This window comes from Microbispora sp. NPDC088329, from assembly GCF_040685655.1.
Taxonomy (GTDB): domain Bacteria; phylum Actinomycetota; class Actinomycetes; order Streptosporangiales; family Streptosporangiaceae; genus Microbispora.
Genome location: NZ_JBFBIP010000025.1, coordinates 103,083 through 123,706, shown reverse-complemented (window position 1 = coordinate 123,706; position 20,624 = coordinate 103,083). Strand labels below are relative to the sequence as shown.

At 72.0% G+C, this 20,624-nt stretch carries 16 protein-coding genes; 5 read left to right on the top strand and 11 right to left on the bottom strand.

Annotation, left to right across the window (positions count from 1 at the left end; translation table 11 throughout):
- On the top strand, nt 1-1,092 hold a 1,092-nt coding region (locus tag AB0O28_RS33930; protein WP_363646660.1), incomplete at its 5' end, for a pectate lyase.
- Nucleotides 1,093-1,170: 78 nt separating this feature from the next.
- Here the strand turns inward: AB0O28_RS33930 and AB0O28_RS33925 are convergent.
- The 3 genes from AB0O28_RS33925 to adh all read right to left on the bottom strand — a co-directional run bounded on the left by AB0O28_RS33925 (nt 1,171) and on the right by adh (nt 3,486).
- Nucleotides 1,171-1,500: a hypothetical protein gene (locus AB0O28_RS33925; RefSeq protein WP_363646659.1), complete on the bottom strand. Its 330-nt coding sequence runs from the start codon at nt 1,498-1,500 to the stop codon at nt 1,171-1,173.
- An 82-nt stretch (nt 1,501-1,582) separates the two neighbouring features.
- A complete protein-coding gene (locus tag AB0O28_RS33920; protein ID WP_357043136.1) occupies nt 1,583-1,963 on the bottom strand; it encodes a DUF779 domain-containing protein in 381 nt (126 codons plus the stop codon).
- Nucleotides 1,963-3,486: an aldehyde dehydrogenase gene (gene adh / locus AB0O28_RS33915; RefSeq protein ID WP_363646658.1), complete on the bottom strand. Its 1,524-nt coding sequence runs from the start codon at nt 3,484-3,486 to the stop codon at nt 1,963-1,965. Before adh ends, AB0O28_RS33920 begins: the two co-directional genes overlap by 1 nt.
- A 156-nt stretch (nt 3,487-3,642) precedes the next feature.
- Here adh and AB0O28_RS33910 point away from each other — a divergent pair, with 156 nt between their 5' ends.
- On the top strand, nt 3,643-4,908 hold the full coding sequence (locus tag AB0O28_RS33910) for a serine hydrolase domain-containing protein (RefSeq protein WP_363646657.1): 1,266 nt from the start codon (nt 3,643-3,645) through the stop codon (nt 4,906-4,908).
- Between the two features lie 2 nt (nt 4,909-4,910).
- Nucleotides 4,911-6,065 carry an NAD(P)/FAD-dependent oxidoreductase gene (locus tag AB0O28_RS33905; RefSeq protein WP_363646656.1) on the top strand — a complete coding sequence of 385 codons (1,155 nt, stop codon included), beginning with the start codon at nt 4,911-4,913 and terminating at the stop codon, nt 6,063-6,065.
- Here the strand turns inward: AB0O28_RS33905 and AB0O28_RS33900 are convergent.
- The 5 genes from AB0O28_RS33900 to AB0O28_RS33880 all read right to left on the bottom strand — a co-directional run bounded on the left by AB0O28_RS33900 (nt 6,058) and on the right by AB0O28_RS33880 (nt 12,555).
- Nucleotides 6,058-7,320, bottom strand: a complete 1,263-nt coding sequence (locus tag AB0O28_RS33900; protein ID WP_363646655.1) for a GAF domain-containing protein — start codon at nt 7,318-7,320, stop codon at nt 6,058-6,060. The two genes, AB0O28_RS33905 and AB0O28_RS33900, sit on opposite strands and share 8 nt — an antisense overlap.
- 68 nt (nt 7,321-7,388) lie before the next feature.
- Complete coding sequence (locus AB0O28_RS33895; protein ID WP_363646654.1) at nt 7,389-8,213, bottom strand: SDR family oxidoreductase; 825 nt, start codon at nt 8,211-8,213, stop codon at nt 7,389-7,391.
- A 28-nt stretch (nt 8,214-8,241) separates the two neighbouring features.
- Nucleotides 8,242-9,525 carry a nucleotide disphospho-sugar-binding domain-containing protein gene (locus tag AB0O28_RS33890; protein WP_363646653.1) on the bottom strand — a complete coding sequence of 428 codons (1,284 nt, stop codon included), beginning with the start codon at nt 9,523-9,525 and terminating at the stop codon, nt 8,242-8,244.
- A gap of 5 nt (nt 9,526-9,530) precedes the next feature.
- Nucleotides 9,531-11,603: an HAD-IIIC family phosphatase gene (locus AB0O28_RS33885; RefSeq protein ID WP_363646652.1), complete on the bottom strand. Its 2,073-nt coding sequence runs from the start codon at nt 11,601-11,603 to the stop codon at nt 9,531-9,533.
- Nucleotides 11,604-11,628: 25 nt separating this feature from the next.
- Entirely contained in the window at nt 11,629-12,555 is a 927-nt protein-coding gene (locus AB0O28_RS33880; RefSeq protein WP_363646651.1) for a TauD/TfdA family dioxygenase, read from the bottom strand.
- Nucleotides 12,556-13,061: 506 nt separating this feature from the next.
- Here AB0O28_RS33880 and AB0O28_RS33875 point away from each other — a divergent pair.
- Together AB0O28_RS33875 and AB0O28_RS33870 are read left to right on the top strand one after the other, a co-directional pair.
- A complete protein-coding gene (locus AB0O28_RS33875) occupies nt 13,062-18,530 on the top strand; it encodes an amino acid adenylation domain-containing protein (protein WP_363646650.1) in 5,469 nt (1,822 codons plus the stop codon).
- Nucleotides 18,531-18,563: 33 nt separating this feature from the next.
- Nucleotides 18,564-18,866 (top strand): hypothetical protein, encoded by a 303-nt coding sequence (locus AB0O28_RS33870; RefSeq protein ID WP_363646649.1) that lies wholly within the window; start codon nt 18,564-18,566, stop codon nt 18,864-18,866.
- A gap of 19 nt (nt 18,867-18,885) precedes the next feature.
- Here AB0O28_RS33870 and AB0O28_RS33865 read toward each other — a convergent pair whose 3' ends face one another.
- The 3 genes from AB0O28_RS33865 to AB0O28_RS33855 all read right to left on the bottom strand — a co-directional run bounded on the left by AB0O28_RS33865 (nt 18,886) and on the right by AB0O28_RS33855 (nt 20,524).
- Nucleotides 18,886-19,161, bottom strand: coding sequence for a Fe-S cluster assembly protein HesB (locus tag AB0O28_RS33865; RefSeq protein WP_363646648.1), 276 nt, complete (start codon nt 19,159-19,161; stop codon nt 18,886-18,888).
- Nucleotides 19,162-19,242: 81 nt separating this feature from the next.
- Nucleotides 19,243-19,620, bottom strand: coding sequence for a hypothetical protein (locus AB0O28_RS33860; RefSeq protein WP_363646647.1), 378 nt, complete (start codon nt 19,618-19,620; stop codon nt 19,243-19,245).
- Nucleotides 19,613-20,524 carry a LysR substrate-binding domain-containing protein gene (locus AB0O28_RS33855; protein WP_363646646.1) on the bottom strand — a complete coding sequence of 304 codons (912 nt, stop codon included), beginning with the start codon at nt 20,522-20,524 and terminating at the stop codon, nt 19,613-19,615. Before AB0O28_RS33855 ends, AB0O28_RS33860 begins: the two co-directional genes overlap by 8 nt.
- Nucleotides 20,525-20,624 lie beyond the last annotated feature (100 nt).

Sequence of the window (20,624 nt, the reverse complement as noted above, 5' to 3'; positions counted from 1 at the left end):
AACACCAAGGACAACTCGACGTCTTCAGGCGCCCTGGCACAGCAGAACTCCTGCGACTCGGCCGCCACCAAGCAGTGGACCCTCCAGCCGGCCGGATCCACCCCCTCGCAGACGCCCACGACCACGCCGACGAAGAGCCCGACGGCCTCGCCGAGCGCCACGCCGACGGGCGGCCCGACCACTCCGCCCACCACCGGGCTGATCGGCTGGGCGACGCAGGGCGGCGGCACGACCGGCGGCGCGGGCGGCGGCACGACCACGGTCACCTCCCTGACCGCGCTCACCACGGCCGTGAAGGGCGACGCCGCGAAGACCGTCCAGATCAACGGCAACTTCACCTGCTCCGAGGACGTGCGGGTGGGCGGCAACACCACCCTCGTCGGCGTCGGCTCGAGCTCCGGGCTGACCGGCTGCGGCCTCAACATCCGCGACGTCTCCAACGTCGTCGTGCGCAACCTGAAGATCTCGAAGGTCCAGGCGGGCAACGGCAACGGCGACGCGATCCACCTCGACAACGCCAAGCGCGTGTGGCTCGACCACAACGACCTGTCGAGCGACACCGGCCACGGCACGGACTACTACGACGGCCTGCTGGACATCACGCACGGCTCCGACTACGTCACCGTCTCCTGGAACACGCTGCACGACCACGTCAAGTGCTCGCTCGTCGGCCACAGCGACAACAACGGCTCCGAGGACACCGGACACCTGCGCGTGACCTACCACCACAACGCGTTCCAGACCTGCGCCCAGCGCAACCCGAGGGTGCGCTTCGGCAACCCGGTCCACGTGTTCAACAACTACTACTACAAGAACCCGTCCTACACCGACTACAGCTACGGCATCGCCTCCACCTGCGGCGCCGGGGTGCTCGTCGAGGGCAACTACTTCGAGAACATCGCCGAGCCCACCCACACCTCCGAAGGCTCGTCGCCGGGTGGGTCGATCGTCGCCCGCAACAACTACTTCGTGAACTCGGGCACGCCGCAGACCTCCGGCGGCGTCGCCTCCATCCCGTACGCGTACACGGTGGACAACCCCAGCGGCGTCAAGGCGAACGTCCTCGCCAACGCGGGCACCGGCAAGATCTAGTCCCAGTCCCACGGGTATCGGCACGTCCCTGTGCAGCCCCGGAGGCCGCGGCCACCCCGCCGCGGCCTCCGTCGCGTCTTATCCGCGCCCCGCCGGCCGCTGGTGTTTCGAGGCCCGGTACGCCTCCACGGACTTGCGTGAGGACCTCCAGATCCCGTCGGCCCCCTGGACGGCTTTGAGACGGCCACGCTGAGCGGCCTGCCGGAGAGCCGCGAGGCTGAACTCCTCGTCGGCGAGCGCCGCCAGCGGAACCAGACGGGCGGGCCCGGCGATGTTCGGGACGATGAAGCGGTTGAGATTGTCCTCCATCGCGCGTGCGATCAGTTCACCCAGCGCACCGCAGTCCCCGTTGTCCGCTCGCCGCAGCGCCGCAAGGTAGGAGGAACGCTGTCGCTTGATAAGCCCCACCAGCAGCTAATTGAACTTATCAAGTAGGCGATGTCAGTGACGGGAAAATCACAGAGAGTGGTGACAGGAGTGGGCCTGTTCGTCAACTGTCGAGGGCGGCGCGTTCGGCGTCGGTGAGCAGGCGGGAACGGATCAGGAAGCGCACGCCCTCGGGCGCCTCGAGGGAGAAGCCGCTGCCCCGGCCGGGGACGACGTCCACGGTCAGGTGGGTGTGCCGCCAGCGTTCGAACTGGCTCGCCGACATCCAGAACGTGACCGGTTCGTCCACGCCCTCGACGGTCAGCGAGGCGAGCAGCACGTCCGAGGAGCCGGTGCGGAACTCGCCCTCCAGATAGCACATCGGGGCGCTGCCGTCGCAGCAGCCGCCGGACTGGTGGAACATCAGCGGGCCGTGGGCCGCCCGCAGCCGCCGGATGAGGTCGGCGGCCGCGGGGGTGAGGTCCACGCGGGACACCTCGGGCATCAGAAGAAGCCGAGCTTCGAGGGCGAGTAGCTGACCAGCAGGTTCTTGGTCTGCTGGTAGTGGTCGAGCATCATCTTGTGCGTCTCCCTGCCGATGCCCGACTGCTTGTAGCCGCCGAAGGCGGCGTGGGCGGGATAGGCGTGGTAGCAGTTCGTCCAGACCCGTCCGGCCTGGATGGCCCGGCCGGCGCGGTACGCCTTGTTGACGTCCCTGGTCCACACGCCCGCCCCGAGGCCGTACAACGTGTCGTTGGCGATCTTGATGGCGTCGTCGAAATCGGTGAACGAGGTCACCGAGACGACCGGCCCGAAGATCTCCTCCTGGAACACCCGCATGTGGTTGGCGCCCTCGAAGATCGTCGGCTCGACGTAGTAGCCGCCCGACAGCTCGCCGCCCAGGTCGGCGCGGTGCCCGCCGGTGAGCACCTTGGCGCCCTCCTGCCGGCCGATGTCGAGGTAGGACAGGATTTTCTCCAGCTGGTCGTTGGACGCCTGGGCGCCGACCATGGTGGCCTGGTCCAGCGGGTGACCGCGGACGATCTTCTCCGTACGCTCGACCGCGGCCTCCAGGAACCGCCGGTAGTGGCCCTGCTGTATGAGGGCCCGGGAGGGGCAGGTGCACACCTCCCCCTGGTTGAGTGCGAACATCGTGAAGCCCTCCAGTGCCTTGTCGAAGAACTCGTCGTCGGCGGAGGACACGTCGTCGAAGAAGACGTTGGGGCTCTTGCCGCCGAGCTCCAGCGTGACGGGCTTGATGTTCTCGCTGGCGTACTGCATGATCAGCCGCCCGGTGGTGGTCTCCCCGGTGAACGCCACCTTCGCGACCCGCGGGCTGGAGGCCAGCGGCTTGCCCGCCTCGACGCCGAACCCGTTGACGATGTTGAGCACGCCCGGCGGGAGGAGATCGGCGACCAGGCTCATCCAGTAGTGGATCGACGCCGGGGTCTGCTCGGCCGGCTTCAGGACCACGGCGTTGCCGGCGGCCAGCGCCGGCGCGAGCTTCCAGGCGGCCATCAGGATCGGGAAGTTCCACGGGATGATCTGTGCGACGACGCCGAGCGGCTCGTGGAAGTGGTAGGCGACGGTGTCCGCGTCGATCTCCGACAGACTGCCCTCCTGGGCCCTGATCGCCCCCGCGAAATAGCGGAAGTGGTCGATCGCCAGCGGGATGTCGGCGGCCAGCGTCTCCCGGATCGGCTTGCCGTTCTCCCAGGTCTCGGCGACGGCGAGCCGCTCCAGGTTCTGCTCCATGCGGTCGGCGATCCGGTTGAGGACGTTCGCCCGCTCGGTCGTGGACGTACGGCCCCAGGCGGGGGCGGCGCCGTGCGCGGCGTCCAGCGCGCGCTCGACGTCCTCGGCCGTGCCGCGCGCGACCTCGGTGAAGGTCTGACCGGTCACCGGCGTGGGGTTCTCGAAGTACCGCCCCCGCTGCGGCGGGACGTACTCACCGCCTATCCAGTGGTCGTAACGCTGCTCGTACGCCATGAGGGCGTCCGGCTGTCCCGGCGCGGCGTAACGGGTCATGAGAGGACCTCCCGGACAGGGTGTGGGTCGGACGCCCCGGACGTTAGTCGCGGGCACGTTGCCAAGACGTTGCGTCCCCGTTTCCCACACAGCCTCCGGCCGGCACGGTCAGAGCAACGGTCATGCACGGTCAAATCTCCCCTAAGATCAGCCGTCATGATTTCGGAAACGTTTTCCGTCTCCCGGAGGAACGCCCTGCGCCTGCTGGCGGGCGGCGCCGCGGCGGGGCTCGCCACCGGGCTGCCCGCGTCGCCAGCGAGCGCGGCGGCCCGCGTGTGGAGCGTCACCGGCCGCAGTACGACGTCGTTGAAGCCCTTCGACGACACGCTGAAGCGCTTCATGCAGGCGCGGGCGATCCCCCACGCGTCCCTGGCCGTGGTTCGCAAGGGCAAGCTCGTGCTCGCCCGGGGCTACAACTGGACGGCGGACACCTCGTTCGCGGCCGGGCCGACCTCGCTGTTCCGCATCGCGAGCCTGAGCAAGCCGGTCACCGCCGCCGCCGTGCTGAAGCTGGCGCAGGACGGCAAACTCAGCCTCTCGGCCAAGGTCGCGCCGCTGCTGGGGCTGAGCACGACCGCCGACCCGCGCCTCGCCTCCGTGACCGTGACCCACCTGCTCCAGCACCTCGGCGGGTGGGATTCCGAGGTCTCGGGCGACCCGATGTTCAAGGACCGGGTCATCTCCGCGGCACTCGGCGTCCCGCTGCCGATCACGCAGGCGCACATCATCACGCACACGTCCGGTCTGAAGCTCGACCACGCCCCCGGGACGGCGTACGCGTACTCGAACTACGGATACCTCCTCCTGCAGAAGATCATCGAGAAGGCGAGCGGGGTCTCGTACGCGAGCTACGTCCAGGGCAAGGTGCTGACGCCCCTCAAGATCAAGCGAATGGTGCTCGGCAGGACCGCGAAGACTCTCCGCAAATCGGGCGAGGTGCCGTACTTCTCGCAGTACACCGGCAAGAGCGTGATCGACACCTCCGACTCCGTGGTGCCCTTCCCGTACGGCGGGTTCAACCTCGAGAACATGGCCGCCCACGGCGGCTGGCTCGCCACGGCCGTCGACCTGGCCAAGTTCACCACCCTGTTCGACGCGGCCGGCGTGCTGACCTCGGCGTCGATCTCCAAGGCGTTCGCCAAGCCGTCGATCGGGGTCAACTCCGACGGCTGGTACTACGGCCTCGGCTGGCAGGTCCGCCCGGTCACCGGGGGCCGCAACACCTGGCACACGGGGTCGCTGGCCGGCACCTCCACGCTCATGGTCCGGCGCTACGACGGGCTGAGCTGGGTGGTGCTGTTCGACCAGCGCGACGACGCCTCGGGGCTGAACTACGGAGACATCGACTCCCTTCTCCACACCGCGGCGAACTCGGTGAAGTCCTGGCCCACCACCAACCTCTTCTCCACGTACGGTCTGTAGATGTGGACGACGTCTGGGATCTGGTGGTCATCGGTGCGGGCCCGGCGGGTTCCGCCGCCGCGTTGCGGGCCAGGCAGCTCGATCCGGACTGCCGCGTGCTGCTGCTCGACCGGGCGGCCTTCCCGCGTGACAAGGCCTGCGGCGACGGCATCGCGGCGCACGCACGGCAGGAGCTCGCGCTGCTCGGGCTGCCCGGCCTGCTCGACGACCACCGCCCGGCGCCGCGTCTGTCGGTGACGTCGCCCGGTGGAGCCCACGTCTCGGCCGTCGTCGCGCGGCCCAACCACGTGGTGCCCCGCCGGGTCTTCGACGCCCGGCTGGTCGAGGCGGCGCGGGCGCGCGGCGTGGAGGTCCGCCGCCACCGGGTGCGTACGCTGACCACCCTCGGCGAGCACGTCGTGCTCGACGGCCACCTGGTCGCCCGCACGGTCGTCGCCGCCGACGGCGCCAACTCGGCCGTACGGCGGCTGATCGGCGTCCCGCCGAGCCCGGACCGGCACACCGCCATCGCGGTACGCGGATACGCCGACGTGCCGCCGGACGACGACGTGCAGGTCATCGTCATGCAGGGGGAGGCCTGGCCGGCCTACGCCTGGTCGTTCCCGGTGGGCGACGGCACGGCCAACGTCGGCTACGGCCTGCTGCTGCCGGCTTTGCGCGACGACGACCGGCCTGGCCGCGAGATCCTGCACGGTCGGCTGCGCCGGCTCCTGCCCCAGCTGGGTGAGATCGGCTCACCCGTCCGCGATCTGCGGGCCCATCATCTGCCGTTGTCCAGCGGGCGGCCGGTGCCGGGAGCGGGCCGGGTGCTGCTGGCGGGCGACGCGGCGAGCCTCGTCAACCCGCTGACCGGCGAGGGGATCTACTACGCGCTGCTGTCGGGGCGGCTGGCCGCCGAGTCCGCGATCGGTTCGCCCGGCGATCCGCTGCGGGCCTACCGGCGTGGGCTGCGCCGGGCGCTCGGGCGGCATCTGCGCACCACCGACGTGCTCGCACTGGCCGCCCGCTCCCCCGGCTTCATCGACGCGGCGATCGCCGTCGCGGCCCGGCGGACCGAGGTGTTCGACCTGCTCGTGGACGTCGGGCTCGGGGCCGGAACCGTGCCACCCCGCCTGGCGGCGGCGGTCGCCCTCCGCTGGCTCGGGAATCTCACCTGAACGGCAGGCCGTACTCCGCGTCGAGGTCGCGCACCCGCCGGGCGGCCCGCGCTCTGGCCGGGGACCCGGCGGGCAGCGCGGCCAGCAGCGCCTGCCAGGCGACGATGTCGTCCCTCCCCCACGGGGCGCGCGTCCACCGTTCGAGCAGGCCGGGGTCGCGCCGGGCCACCAGCAGGTCGCGTACGCCGTCGTCGAGCAGGCGGCGCTGCCAGACGACGCCGGGCGCGTCCGAGCCGGGCAGGAGCGGCCCCCGGTAGGCCCGCAGCGCGGCGCCGGCGTCCGCGGCGGCCAGGTGCTCGGCGAGCGCCTGGAAGTCGGCCCGCACCGGCACCCGCAGCCGGTACGGACGGGAGTCGAGCAGCGGCCCGAGCCGGTGGCGCAGCCGCGACAGCTCCGCGCGGAGCGTGACGGGATTCAGCATGCGGTCGCCGTACAGCTCGGCACTGAGCTGGTCGCTGCTCAGCCCCTCCGGATGGCAGGCCAGCAGCACGACGATCTCGCTGTGCCGGGGGCCGAGCCTGATCCGGCGCGCCCCTTCGGCGAGCACGGCGCCGTCCCGGCCCAGGGCCGTGAGCGTCACGGCGGGCGCCAACGCCGGAGCCGGGATTGTGGCCAGATGAGCCTCGGCGGCGCGGGCCGCCGCCTGCACGAGGGCCAGGCTGTACGGACTGGCCAGGTTGTCGCCGCCGGTGACGTCGACCGCGCCCAGCAGGCGGCCGGTGTGCGGATCGTGGATGGGTGCGGCGGCGCAGGTCCACGGCTGCACCGGCAGGGCGAAGTGTTCGGCCGCGAAGATCTGCACCGGATGGCCGACCGTGAGGGCGACGCCGGGGGCGTTGGTGCCGGCGTGGGACTCGTCCCACCGGGCCCCGGCGACGAAGTTCATCCGCTCGGCCCGGGCCCGCGCTCCCCGATGGCCCTCGACCCACAACAGCCGGCCGGCCGCGTCGCACACCGCGAGCAGGTGCCGTCCGTCGTCGGCGATCCCGCCCAGCAGGTCGCGGAACAGCGGCAGCACCCGGGCCAGCGGATGCGCATCGCGATACTCCTCCAGTTCGGCGTCGGTGAGCTCCAGCGGCGCGAGCGCGCCCGGATCCACCACCCGGGCGGAGCGCCGCCACGAATCGGCCACCACCGCGCGCACGGGTCCGTCGATCGCGCCGGCCGACAGGAAGCGTTCGTGGGCACGGCGCAGCTCGCCGGTGCGTTCCGCCGCGTCGGCCCCGGGCTCGAGTGCGAGCCATGGATTGGTCACGGCGCCCTCACTCTCCGCGTCTTCAGGCGCCATCGTCACCCACGCCCGGGGCGCGCGACAAGGGCCCGTCAGGCGGAGGCCCAGAGGTCCTTGCCGATGTCGCCGGCGGCCTGGGGGCCCATCAGGCCGAGCCCGCCGTCCACGAACAGCGACGCGCCGGTGACGTACGACGCGGTCGGCCCGGCCAGGAAGGCGATCACCTCGGCGACCTCGCGGGCGTCGCCGGGGCGGCCGAGCGGGTAGCCGGGCCGGGTGTCCGGCCGCGGCGGCCGGTCCTCCTGCCCGGTCATCGGAGTCGCGATCTCTCCCGGTGCGACGGTGTTGACCGTGATGCCGTGCCTGGCCAGCTCCAGGGCGAGCGTGCGGCTGAGCATGCGCAGGCCACCCTTGGCCGCGCAGTACGGCCCGGCTCCGAGGCGGGGGTAGTCCTCGTGGACGCTGGTCACGTTGACGATCCGGCCGCCCGCGCCGCGTTCGATCATCCGGCGGGCGGCCCGCTGCGAGCACAGGAACGGCCCGTCGAGGTCGACCGCGAGGACCGACCGCCACCGGTCGTAATCGATCTCCAGCAGCGGCTCGGCCGTGCCGGTGCCGGCGTTGTTCACCAGCACGCCGAGGCCGCCCAGCTCGTCGGCGAGCTCGTCGATCACGGCCGCCGCCACCACCGGGTCGGTCAGGTCGTGCCGCCGGATCGCGGCGCGGCGTCCCTGCTCCGCGACCTGTTCCGCCGTCTCTCGCGCGCCCTTCTCGTCCTGGTGATAGGTGACGCCCACGTCGAAGCCGTGGGCGGCGAGCGCCACCGCGGTCGCCCGCCCGATCCCCGAGTCGGCCCCGGTGACGATCGCCACCCTGTCGTAGTCGAAGCGTGAAATCGGCGCCGTCGTGTCCACCATGGGCCCGGCGTACCCGGGAGGTCCTCCTTCACACGCCCCGGCGGGCGCGCGCCATGGCGGCCAGGCGCGTGCGCTGCTCCGGGGTGAGACGCGCCAGCCGCTCACGCGGATCCGGCCGCGTCAGGAGCGCGTCGGCGCCGATCAGCGCCTCGGCGTGCCCGGCCACGACGCGCACGGAGTCCTCCGACGCGGCGTCGGCCGCGAGCGGCGCGATCCGCTCCCGGTAGCCGCCGTCGGCCGCGGAGTCGAGGGCCCGCGCCAGCAGGGCGGCCGTCCGTTCCTCGTCCCAGCGCGACACCGGCAGCCACTCCGCCACGCGTGCGCGGTCCAGCCGCTCGGCGTTGTCCGGGCGGTCGACACCGTGCGCGAGCAGCACCTGCGGGGTCGCCGACGACAAGGCCCTGGCGAGCGTGCCGATCCCCCCGTGGTGGACGACCGCGGCGACATGGGGCATGACCGTGGCGAACGGCGCCGACGGCACCCACTCCACCCCGTCGGGCAGCGACTCGGGCTGGAACGTCGGGTGCCGGTTCACCAGCAGGGCCTTCCTGCCGATCCGGCGGCACGCCCGCGCCGCCACCTCGTAGAAGCGATCGTGCAGCACCTGCCCGGTGCCGCCGGTGATCAGCACGGGCGGCTCGGCCCAGCCGGGGACCGGCCCCTCCGCCGTGTCGCCGAGCACGAACCCGCAGCGGACGACGCCCTCCGGCGCCGGCTGGCCCGCGGCGTCGAACCATTCGGGCCACAGCGCGAGCTGGGTCCTGACGCCCGTCAGATAGGCGGTCCAGTCGCGGACCGGGCGCAGGCCGAACGCCCGGAAGACCTCGTCGTATCCCTCCCCGAGCACGCGCCGGAAGAGGTCCGCGAGCACCGGCAGCGAGACGTACTGGTGAGGCGTGACGGACACCAGCGCCACCGGGACCCCGCGCAGCTCGGCCGCCATCAGCGCGGCGATGCCCGAGGTGTGCCGGGCGACCACCACGGTGTCCCCCGGCCGGTAGTGCGCCTCGATCATGCGGACCTCGTCGGCGAGCAGCTCGAACAGGCCGTTGCGCCGGTAGAGCGCGAGCACCCCGTCGGGGTCCTTCAGCGGATCGAGCATGTATCGCCGGGCGTCGTCCAGATGCCGGTCGTAGCCCTCCGCCGTGTCGATGGGCAGGTGCCGCAGGCCCGCGGCGGCGATCCGGTCGGCGAACCAGGAGTGCGTCATCACGATGACCTCGTGGCCGCGCTCCGCCAGCTCGCGCCCGATCCGTACGAACGGGAGCACGTCGCCGTTGGTGCCGTGGGTGCTCAGCAGCATCGTGGCCATGCGGATCAGCCGTTCCCGGAGTCGAGCAGGGCGTCGATCTCCTCGTCCGACAGGCCCGCGAGCTCGTCGAGCAGGCCGGCCAGCTCCTCGTCGCCGGTGTCGGCGAGCTGCCGCTCCTCGATCACCTTGGCGACCTCGGCCACCGTGAACGAGGTGGTGTAGAGCGTGTCGAAGGGCAGCTCGACGCCGAACTCGGCACGCACCCGCGCCATGAACTGCACCAGCCGCAGCGAGTGCCCGCCCAGTTGGAAGAAGCCGTCGCCCACCGAGGCCGGCGCCACGTCGAGCAGCTCGGCCCACATCCGCATGACGGCCGCCTCGACGGGGCTCGCTCCGGCCACCTCTGTCACGGTGCGGGTGGCCCGCATGGCGTCCAGGATCGCGTCCGCGCCGGTCAGCCGGGTGGCGATCCGTTCGACGGACGCCCAGCCCGCGGGCACGGCCGCCGGTGTGGCCCCGGTGATTTCGGCGGGCCCCGCTGCCCTCTCCTCAACAGGGACCGGTGAGTGGACGACGGCCGCCGCGGCGCCCGCGTCGAGGACGTACCAGGCCGCGGCCTCGCCGTCCGGATCCACCGTCGCCGGCAGTGTGGCGAGGAAGTCCCTGGCCGGCTGGTTGCGCTCGGTCGGCCGGAAGGCCAGGGCCACCCGGGCCAGCCCGCGCTCCCGCGCCAGCGCCCCCAGGTGCGCGAGCATGCGGTGCTCCACCCCGCGCCCGAGTGCCCGGCAGCTCAGTAGGAACGCGCCTACGCGCAGCGTGTCCCCGCCCACCCGTACGCCGGTGAGGCCGACGATCCCGTAGTCACCGAAGCGGTCCCGCACGTCCACGACGAACTTCTCGCCGCCGTCCGGGAGCCGCGTCCCCGAGAGGTTGAACTGGTTGGTCCGCTCCGCGAGCTGAGCGGCACGGCCCTCGTGCTCGGGGCCGGCCGGGGTGATGGTCACCCGCAGGTCGAGCGCGGCGAAGAAGTCCGCGAGGGACATCTCGTTCCTGGCCTGCTCACGCCGCCGTTCCTCCTGGTAGCGCCGGGTGCGCTCGCGGTCGGCCTCGGTGACCCCGGTCAGGTCGAGCGGCCAGCAGTGCCGCAGGAAGTCCGCCGCCCCGGCGGCGTCGGCCGGGAGCCGGAGGGTCAGCGCCTCGGGGCAGCCGGCCCGGACCTCGGCGCACTCGACCGGGCTGTCGTCGAGGAAGACGAAGGAGTCGAGCCCGAGGCCGAGCTCGGCGGCGAGCGAGCGCAGCGCCCGCGACTTGGCCTCCCACCCGATGCGCAGCGCGGCGACGTCGTCCAGGCCGACCGGCAGCTCCGGATGCCGGGCGAACACCTCGCGGACGTCCTCCTCCTCGTTCTTGCTGCACAGGCACAGCAGTCTGCCCGCGGCGACCTGGCGGGCCAGCTCCCGCCAGATCTCCAACCGCTGCGGGCCGATGACCACACCGCCGGGGCCGTCCTCGCCCACCACGCCGTCCCAGAGCGTGCCGTCGCAGTCCACGGCGACGACCTTGGGACGCGGGGTGGTCATGGCGTGCAGGCGGCGCACCACCGCGGCGGCCAGCGCGGCGAAGTAGCGCTCGGTGTAGGGGACGTTGCCGGTCCGGTCGGCGAAGGCGTCGTGGACGGCCTCCGGCGCCGGCTCGTACGGCTCGGCCGAGGTGAGCACGGAGACGGTCCGGTCGCCCTCGAACTCCCGGACCAGGCCGGCCGCGAGGCGCGCGTGGGCCTCGGGCGAGCCGTGCTCGGGCGAAGGAGGACAAACGACGAGCACGTGGGGCGTGCCGGACGCGCGGGCCGAGGTCCGCAGTGCGGCGGCGAGGTCGGTGGCCACGGCGTCCAGCTCGCCGGTCCCGCCCTGCGCGTCCCCGTTCGGCTTCCCGTGCAGGTCTTCCGCGCGGACGAGGACGGCCACGGCACCGGCCCGGCCGAGCACGCTGCCCGGGTCGAGGAGCGAGGGGAACACCTGGTCGTACGGAGCGAAGCCGACGCCTCCCTCGATGTCCAGCTCGGCGAGCCAGAACCGCAGGGCGTCCCCGAGCGGCTCGGCGGTGAAGGTCGCGGCGACCCCAAGCCCGATCTTGTCCACTGTGGTTTCCCTTTCGAGAGCGTGATCAGTCGGACATGGCCACGAGGATGCGGCGGGAGCCGGTGAAGGGCCGGCGGCCGTGCCCGACCAGCACGTTGTCGATGAGCAGCAGGTCGCCCTTCCGCCAGTCGACGTCCACCGCGTTGTCCAGGCCGCGGTCGCGGGCCTGCACGACGTAGTCGCCGGGGATCGCGGAACCGTCCGGGAACGTCACCGACTGCGGCAGTTCCTCCGGCGGCATGAGCTCGGCGAGCATGGCGGCGGTCTCGTCCCCCAGCGAGGCGGGATGCCACTGGTCGGCCTGGTTGAACCACACCTCCGCACCGGTCACGGGATGCCGGGTGGTGGCGGGCCTGATCTGCGAGATCCGCACGCCGCCGTCGGGCCGCCACTGCCAGTCCGCCTCGATGCGGTCGAGGAACTCGGTGACCTCGTCGCGGTCCTCGGTCTCGAACGTCTCCTGCCAGCTCTTGCCGAGCCCCCGGCCGGCGTGCAGGTTCTGGGTGTAGCGCACGCCCTTGGCGAAGGCCTCCCTGACCTCGTCGTCGAGCGACTCCAGCCAGCGCACGCCGTCCACGACGGGAGTCGCCCCGCCGCTCTCGGCGGCCTTCTCGCAGTAGAACAGCAGCCGGGAGGGCCAGGTGGCGGAGTACGACAGCTCGTTGTGCATGGAGATCGTGTACTCGGGCGGATACTCCGTCGAGGTGTAGACGTTGCCGCCCACCTTGGTGCGGGGCGAGTTGCCGTGGACGTACGCCAGCCGGTTGGGCAGCAGCATGTCCATCACGGGGTCGAGGGCCCCCGGCGTGACACCGAACCCGCGGAAGACGAGCGCCTTCTCGCGGACCAGCAGGTCGCCCAGGTTGATTTCGCGCAGCCGTTCCATCAGCCCTTCGGGGGTGGCGGCGGAGCCGTCCGGGGTTATTTCCAGGGGCTTCCAGAACTCGTCCATGCGTCCTCCTTCTGCGCGGGATCCGGCCGCGGCCGAGCACGGGGAAAAGTCGAATCAAGGAGGCAGGCGGGCCCTCGAATAGGCGGCGCCCCTGCGAAGAAAAGATTCCGGCGGCCAACATAGAACCAGAATCGGGTCATGCGCAAGAAACATGTTTCATCCGGTACACCGACTCTAGAAGTCAAATTATCCGACATGTACCTGTGTCCGCCGACAGCCCCGACGAGAGCCCATGTTCCGCCGCCCGCAATTAGTGACGGAAGGTCGATTTCCCCTTACTCTTCGTTCCGGACCGCAGGTAGAAGTGAGGCTTGCGTTACCCAGCGTGCATCCCGTATCGTGAAACAATCACTCTCGTGGGAGCGCTCCCATATATCTCGGCCCGAAACGCGGCGGGATACGCGGCGAGGTCCTGCGGAATCGACGATAAAGCGTTTTCTCGTTCAACCACTTTTCTGCGTGGTCAGTTGGTCCTGCGCATTAATGCGCAGAGAGGAGAACGCTCGGTGACGATATCGCCGACGACTGATAACGAGCATCTAATAGCGTCGCTTTCCCCCCGCAGGCAGGAGGCGCTGCGCCGGCTGCTCGCCGCCAGGGCCGCCAGGGCCGCCGCCGCGGACGCGATCGCCCCGCGCGGCGAGGGACCCGCCCCCTGTTCCCACGAGCAGACCCAGATGTGGCTCGGGGCCCGCTTCGCCGAGGGCGCACCGGCGCCGAACGCCACGATCGGCCTGCGGCTCACCGGCCTGCTCGACACCCGGGCCCTCACCGTCGCCCTGGACAGCCTGGTCGAACGCCACGAGATCCTGCGTACGGTCTACGAGGGCGACGGGCACGAGCCCCGCCAGATCGTCCTCGACCCGGGGCCGGCGCCGCTCGACGTCGTCGATCTGCGGGAACTGCCGGAGGCCGAGCGGGAGCGCCGGGCCCGGGAGATCACCTCCAGGGCCGCCGTCGAGCGCTTCGACCTGGAGACCGGGCCGGTCCACCGTACGACGCTGGTCCGGCTCGCCGACGAGGACCACGTGCTGATGTTCGTCTGCCACCACATCGCGTGCGACGGGTGGTCGGTCGGCATCATCGTGGACGAGCTGACCGGCGTCTACGCGACCGCTCACGAGGGCCGTCCCGCCGAGGTGGCCCCGCCCCCGCTGCAGTACGCCGACTACGCGGCCTGGTCCCGGCGCGAGCTGAGCGGGGAGCAGCGCGAGCGGCGGCTCGCGTACTGGCGCGACCGGCTGGACGGCGCCGGCGCGGTGGAGCTCCCCATCGCGCGGGACGGCCAGGCCGTCGTCGAGGGCAACCGGAGCGACTGTCACCTGTTCACGCTGCCGGACGAGGTCCTGGCGGCGCTGCGGGAGGCCGGCGGCCCCGGGACCACCCCGTTCGTGGCGCTGCTCACCGTCTTCTCGATGCTGCTGGCGCGCTACACCGGGCAGGACGACCTGACGATCGCCACGGTGAACGGCGGCCGGCGCCGGGTGGAGCTGGAGCCCCTCGTGGGCTGCTTCGTCAACGCCCTGCCGCTGCGCGCCGACCTGTCGGGCGATCCCTCGTTCCGCGAGGCCGCCGCCGGGGTGCGGCGCAGGCTCGGCGAGGCGCTCGCCAACCACCTGCCGTTCTCCGAGCTGACCGGGGCGCTCAGCGACCGGGACGCGCGCAACTTCTCGCTGTCGACCGTCGGCTTCTCGCTGCGTGTCTTCCGTGACCAGCGCGGGCGCTGGCCGGGGCTGACGGCGTCGGTCTGGGAGCACGAGGTCGACGACTTCACCTACGACCTCGCGCTGCTGGTGCACCTCAACGGCACGGGCGACCCCGAGCTCTACCTGACCTACCAGAAGGACCGCTTCGACGCGGACTCCGTCGCCCGGCTGGCCGGGCACTACCGGGCGCTGGCCGAGCGGATCGCCGCCGCCCCCGACACCCCGCTGGCCGGCCTGGAGCTGCTCACCGACGCCGAACGCGAGCGGGTGCTCGGCGTGTGGAACGACTCGGCCCGGCCGTACCCGGACGTGGCGCTGCCCGAGCTGCTGGAGCGGCACGCGGATTCGGACGCGGTGGCGGTGGCCTTCGAGGGCCGCACGACCACGTACGCCGAGCTGCACGCCCGCGCCAACCAGGTCGCCCACCTGCTGCGCGAGCGCGGCGTCGGCCCGGAGGACACGGTGGGCGTGCTGCTCGACCGGAGCCCGGACCTGATCGCCTGCCTGCTGGGCGTGTGGAAGGCGGGCGCGGCCTACCTGCCGATGGACCCGAAGTTTCCCGCGCAGCGCGTCCGCGACATGCTGTCGATCGCCGCGACCCCGCTGGTCCTGACCTCGGCGGGTCACGCGCACCTGTTCGAGGGCGTCGAGGTCGTGGACGTGGAGAGCGGGGTCTTCGACGGCCTTCCCACGGAGCCGGTGGGCGTGCCGTACGACATCGACCGGATGGCGTATGTGATCTTCACGTCGGGCTCCACCGGGAAGCCGAAGGGCGTGCAGGTCACCCACCGCGGGCTGGTGAACCACGTGTGGTGGGCCGTGGAGGACCTGGCCTCCCAGGGCGACGGCGGCGCCCCGCTGTTCGGCTCGGTGGCGTTCGACCTCGTGGTGCCCAACCTGTGGGCGCCGCTCGTCGTGGGTCAGCGCGTCACCGTGCTGCCGCAGGACTTCGACATGGGCGAGCTGGGCGCGCTGCTGGCGGCCGGCGGGCCGTACAGCTTCATCAAGTGCACACCCGGCCACCTGGAGGTGCTCGGTCACCAGATCGACGCCGGGCAGGCCGCCGCGCTCGCCGGGAAGATCGTCGTGGCGGGCGAGGCGCTGCCCGGCTCGATGGCCAACCGGTGGCTGGAGATGCTCGGCCCGGGCCGGCTGATCAACGAGTACGGCCCCACCGAGGCGTCGGTCGGCACCTGCGTCTACTCGGTGCGGGACGCCCAGCTGGTGGAGGTCGTCCCGATCGGCCGTCCGCTGCCCAACATGCGGATGTACGTGCTGGACGCCGGCCGGAGGCTGCAGCCGGTCGGTGTGCCGGGCGAGCTGTACGTCGGCGGCGTGGGAGTCACCCGCGGCTACATGAACCGGCCGGACCTGACCGAGGAGCGGTTCCTGCCGGATCCCTTCACCCCGGATGGCCGGATGTACCGCACCGGCGACCGGGTGGCCTGGACGCGCGACGGCGACGTCGCCTTCCTCGGCCGGTTCGACGACCAGGTGAAGATCCGCGGCTACCGCATCGAGCTGGACGAGGTCAGGGCTGCCGTCCTCGACCACCCCGGCGTGCGGGACGCGGTCGTCACCGTGCACGCGTTCACGCCCGAGGACAAGCGGCTGGTCGCCTACTACGTGCCCGCCGCGTCCGAGCCGGACGATCTGGCGGACCACTGCGCGGCGCGGCTGCCGGAATACATGGTCCCGTCGGTGTTCGTGCCGCTGGAGACCATCCCGCTCAACGCCAACGGCAAGGTGGACCGCAAGGCGCTGCCCGATCCTGTCGTCCGGGTGGGCGAGGACCTGGCCGAGCCGGAGACCGAGACCGAGATCGCCGTGGCCGGGGTCTGGTGTGAGGTCCTCGGCGTCGAGGCGATCTCGATCGACAGCGACTTCAACGCGCTCGGCGGTCACTCCCTGCTGCTCATCCGCATGGTCGCCAAGCTGCGCCAGGTGCTGCCCGCAGACGGCTACCAGGTGACCGTGCTCGACGCGATCGCCAACCGCACCGTCCGCGAGCTGGCCGCGCTGATCGACGCCGCCAACGGGACGCCGGAGGGCGCCGCCGAGGACGGCCCGCGCGGCCTGCTGGTCGAGCTCACCCGGCCGGTCAAGGCGCCCACGCTGTCGCTGGTCTGCATCCCGTACGGCGGGGCCAGCGCGATGGTCTACCAGCCGCTGGCCGACGCGCTGCCGGACGGCCACTCGCTGTTCGCGGTCGCCCTGCCCGGCCACGAGCTGGGCGTCGAGGAGAGCACGATCCCGTTCCACGAGGCCGCCCAGCGCGTGTGCGACGAGGTCGTCGAGCGGGTGCGCGGCCCGGTCGCGTTGTACGGCCACTGCGTCGGCAGCGCGCTCACCGCCGAGATCGCGCGGCGGCTGGAGGCGGCCGGGCACCGGGTCGAGGCCGTCTACACGGGCGGCAGCTTCCCGTTCGCCACCCCGAGCAAGGGTTTCAACGGCCTGCTCGGCCGGATCTTCCGCAGTAAGGCGCTGGACAACGCCAACGCGCACGCCAACTGGCTGCGCGCGATGGGCGCCGACCTGCAGGACCTCGCCCCCGAGCAGGTCGACCACATCATCGGCACCATGCGGGTGGACGCCCGGGCCGGTGAGGACTACTTCAGCGAGCTCGTGGAGCGGCAGAGCCCGCAGTTGCGCGCCCCGGTGATCTCGATCGTCGGCGACCGCGACGCGCTGACCGACTTCTACCAGGAGCGCTACCGCGACTGGCACTGCGTCTCGGAGACCACCGCGCTGGTCGTGATGGCCGAGGCCGGTCACTACTTCCTGCGGTACCGCACGGAGGAGCTGGCCGCGATCGTCACCACCGCGCACACCTCCGTGGACCGCCCCGAGGAATGGCACGTCCCGGCGCCCGGCGACACGGCCACCTGGTGGCGGGAGCGCGTGTCCACCGACCGGAAGGCCGACACGGACGGGCCGCAGCCCGGCCTCGGCCGGTTCTTCACGGTGGCGACCGGTCAGATCGTCTCCATGATCGGCGCCGTGATGACCGAGTTCGCCGTGCCGATCTGGGCGTACCTGAAGAGCGGCTCGCTGGTGCAGTTCGGCCTGTTCGCCATCATCGGGCTGGTGCCGGGGCTCGTGCTCGCGCCGCTGATCGGCGCGCTCGTCGACCGGTACGACCGAAAACGGGCGATGCTGGCGGCCGACGGCATGTCGCTGGCCGTGCAGGCGGCGCTGCTCGCGCTGATGGCGGGCGACGTGCTGAGCATGCCCCTGCTGTACGGCCTGCTGGTGGTGCTGTCGATCTCGGTGACCCTGCAACGGGTGGCCTGGCAGTCGGCCGGGCCACAGCTCGCGCCCAAGGCCTACCTGCACCACGTCGGCGGCGTCGTCCAGCTCGGCAACGCCGTGGCCCAGCTCATGGTGCCGCTGTTCTCCGTCGCCGTGCTGGCGCTGATCGGCATCGAGGGCATCCTGACCGCCAACGTGGTCTGCTACGCGATCGCGTTCGTCGTGACCCTGCTCGTCCGCTTCCCGGCCACGATGGCCTGGCGGCGCAGGGAGACGGTCTCCGCCGAGATCCGCAACGGCTTCCGCTACCTGCTGCGGCGGCGGGGCCTTCGGGCCATGGCCTTCACGATGTTCATCGTGAACTTCTTCCTGTTCACCGGCTTCATCATGATCTCGCCGCTGGTGCTGTCGGTCGGTGAGCTGGCCGACACCGGGCGGGTGGCGCTGCTCGCGGGCATCGGCGCGGTCTGCGGCGGTCTGATCATCACGCTGTGGGGCGGCCCGCGCGACCGGCGGATGTTCGGCATGCTGGCGGCCGCCGGGGTGCTCGGGGTCTTCTGCGCGATCGCCGGTCTGCGCCCGTCGCTGATCCTCATCACGGTCGGCGCCTTCGGCATGTCGCTGATGATGACGATCAGCGACGGCATCTGGCTGACGATCATCCACTCGAAGGTGCCCCAGCGCTATCACGCCCGGGTGATCGCGATCAACCGGATGCTCGCGCTGTCGACCCAGCCGGTCGGCCTGGCCGTACAGGCCTGGCTGGTGGGGCTGGTCTTCGAGCCGCTGATGCGGGCGGACGGCCCGCTGGCCGGCACGGTCGGCCGGGTGATCGGGGTCGGCGAGGGCCGCGGCATCGGCCTGCTGTACATCGTCTGCGGCGTCGCCATCGCGCTCACGATCACGCTCGCCCTGCGGCACCCGGCCCTGGCGAGGTTCGACCAGGAGACCCCGGACGCCGAGCCGGACGACCTGGTCGGCCTTGAGACGCTGCGCAACCGGCACGCCGGGGTCTGAATGGCCCGCGGGCCGCCGGGTACGGCGGCCCGTATGGACGAGAAGAAGATGAACCCGAAGCAGCTCGCCGAGGAGCTGGCGACGAACGCGCAGGACGATCCCCGGTTCAAGAACCGGACGCCCGGCATCCGGGCCACCCGGCAGGGATCGGTGGAGCAGGCCGACCAGGACGCCGCCGGCATCGTCGGCGGCAAGGGAATCTCGGGCGGCGGTGCCTCCGGAGGAGGGACCTTCGGGCAGCCGCCGACCGGACGGCTCGACGACGACCAGCTCGCCGACACGGTCGCGGGCACCGGCCTGCCGCCCGACGACGAGGAGGACGAGGGCGACCAGTAGGTTTCGGCTCAGACGGGTTTCAGCTCAGGCGGAAGGTCGGGCGGCCGCCGGAACCGGTCTCGGCGTCGAGCGTCTTGCCGCCGACGGCCTGCGCGACCTCCGGCTCGAGGAAGACGCGCACGTCCGCTCTCTCGATCACCTCGTCGCCCGAGAAGGGCGCGCTCACCAGCGAGAGCTCCAGTGAGGCGGGCTCGCCCGGCTTGGCCGCGATGCGCAGGCCCGCCTCCTCGGGGAGGTACTCCCCCACCATCAGATCGCGGATCGCCTGAACGGCGTGGTCGGTGACTGTCAGCACGACGCGCCTCCTGTGTGTCTGCTCACGCGTCCTCGGGCTTGCGCCGCCGGTTCATCGCGGTCCCGTGGGCCGCCGGGACTCTCACTCGCCCGGCTCCCGGAACAGCGGCGCGTCCGGCGGAGGGCCGGAGGACTCCTGCATCAGCGCGCTCAACGTGGTGTCGTCGGCGACGGCGTGCTCGGCCTCGGCCGTGTCCTCCAGCGCGCTGATCTGTTCCGGTCGCCGTGCCGCCCGCTCCGTCTCGTCCCGGTCTCGTACGGCCCCCTCGATGGCCTCCAGCATCTCCTGCCGGTTGTAGGAGGCCTCGGGGATCTCGTGCAGAAGGGCGAGGGTCTCGGCCGGCACGTGGATGTCCGCGGCGGCGGCGGAGTAGAGGTCGCGGCGCGTCACGCGGGGACGGTCGTGGAAGACCTCGTCCACGACCTGGCGCAGCCGCTCCGTTTCCGCAGGATCAGGCATGCCCTTCTCCTTCCGGTCTGTCCTTACCCCCCGCGGTGCCGATCCCACGCCCTCGCGGCCCTTCCCCTTGCAGCTCGGCGGCGAGGTCGACGAACTCCTGGATGAGCCGGCCGCGGCGGTCGGCGTCCCACGCGAGGCAGACCTCGTTGGGCGGGAGGTCCCGGACGGGCACGTGCGCCACATCGGAACGGGTGTAGAAGGTCGCGGCGGACAGCGGAAGGATCACGACGCCACGCTCCGCCGCCACGTGCTCCAGCTTCTCCTCGACCGTTCGCACAGCGGGTTCCGTCCGGGGAGCGTCACCGGGCCACTCCGGCACCGTGGCGGGGTTCTGCAGCAGGCACTCGCCCGCCAGGTCGGCGACGTCGACGGCGTCCTTGGCGGCCAGCGGATGGCCGGCCGGCAGGACCACGACGCGCGGCTCGGCGAACAGCGGCCGCAGCCGCAGCCCGCGCCGGTCCACCGGCAGCCGGACGTAGCCGACGTCGGCCCGCCCGTCCCGGATGACGTCGATCTGGTCGTCCCAGCTCGTGCGGAGCACCTCGACGGTGAGTTCGGGGTGCCGGGCGGACAGGGCGCGCACGGCCGGGGTGACGATCAGGCCGGGCATGAAGGCCACGGTGAAGGTCCGGGGGCCGCGGGCGGCCCGGCCGACCCGCCGCCGCAACGCCTCGGCGGCGGCGAGCAGCGGCCGGGCGTCCTCCAGGAGTTGCTCGCCGGCGGGCGTCAGCTCGGTGCCCCGCCTGGTGCGGACGAACAGCTGGGCCCTGAGCTCGCCCTCCAACGCCCTGATCTGCCGGGACAGCACGGGCTGCGCGATGTGCAGCGCCTCGGCCGCCCGCCCGAAGTGCAGCCGCTCCGCGACCGCCACGAAGTAACGCAGCTTGCGCAGGTCCACGTCCACCGGCGCCTCCTCGCGGGACTGATGCCCTGAGGGTATTACAGGCGCCCGGACAGGTCTTGGACTCCCGCCCATGTGCGATCGCAAAGTGGAGACACCTCCG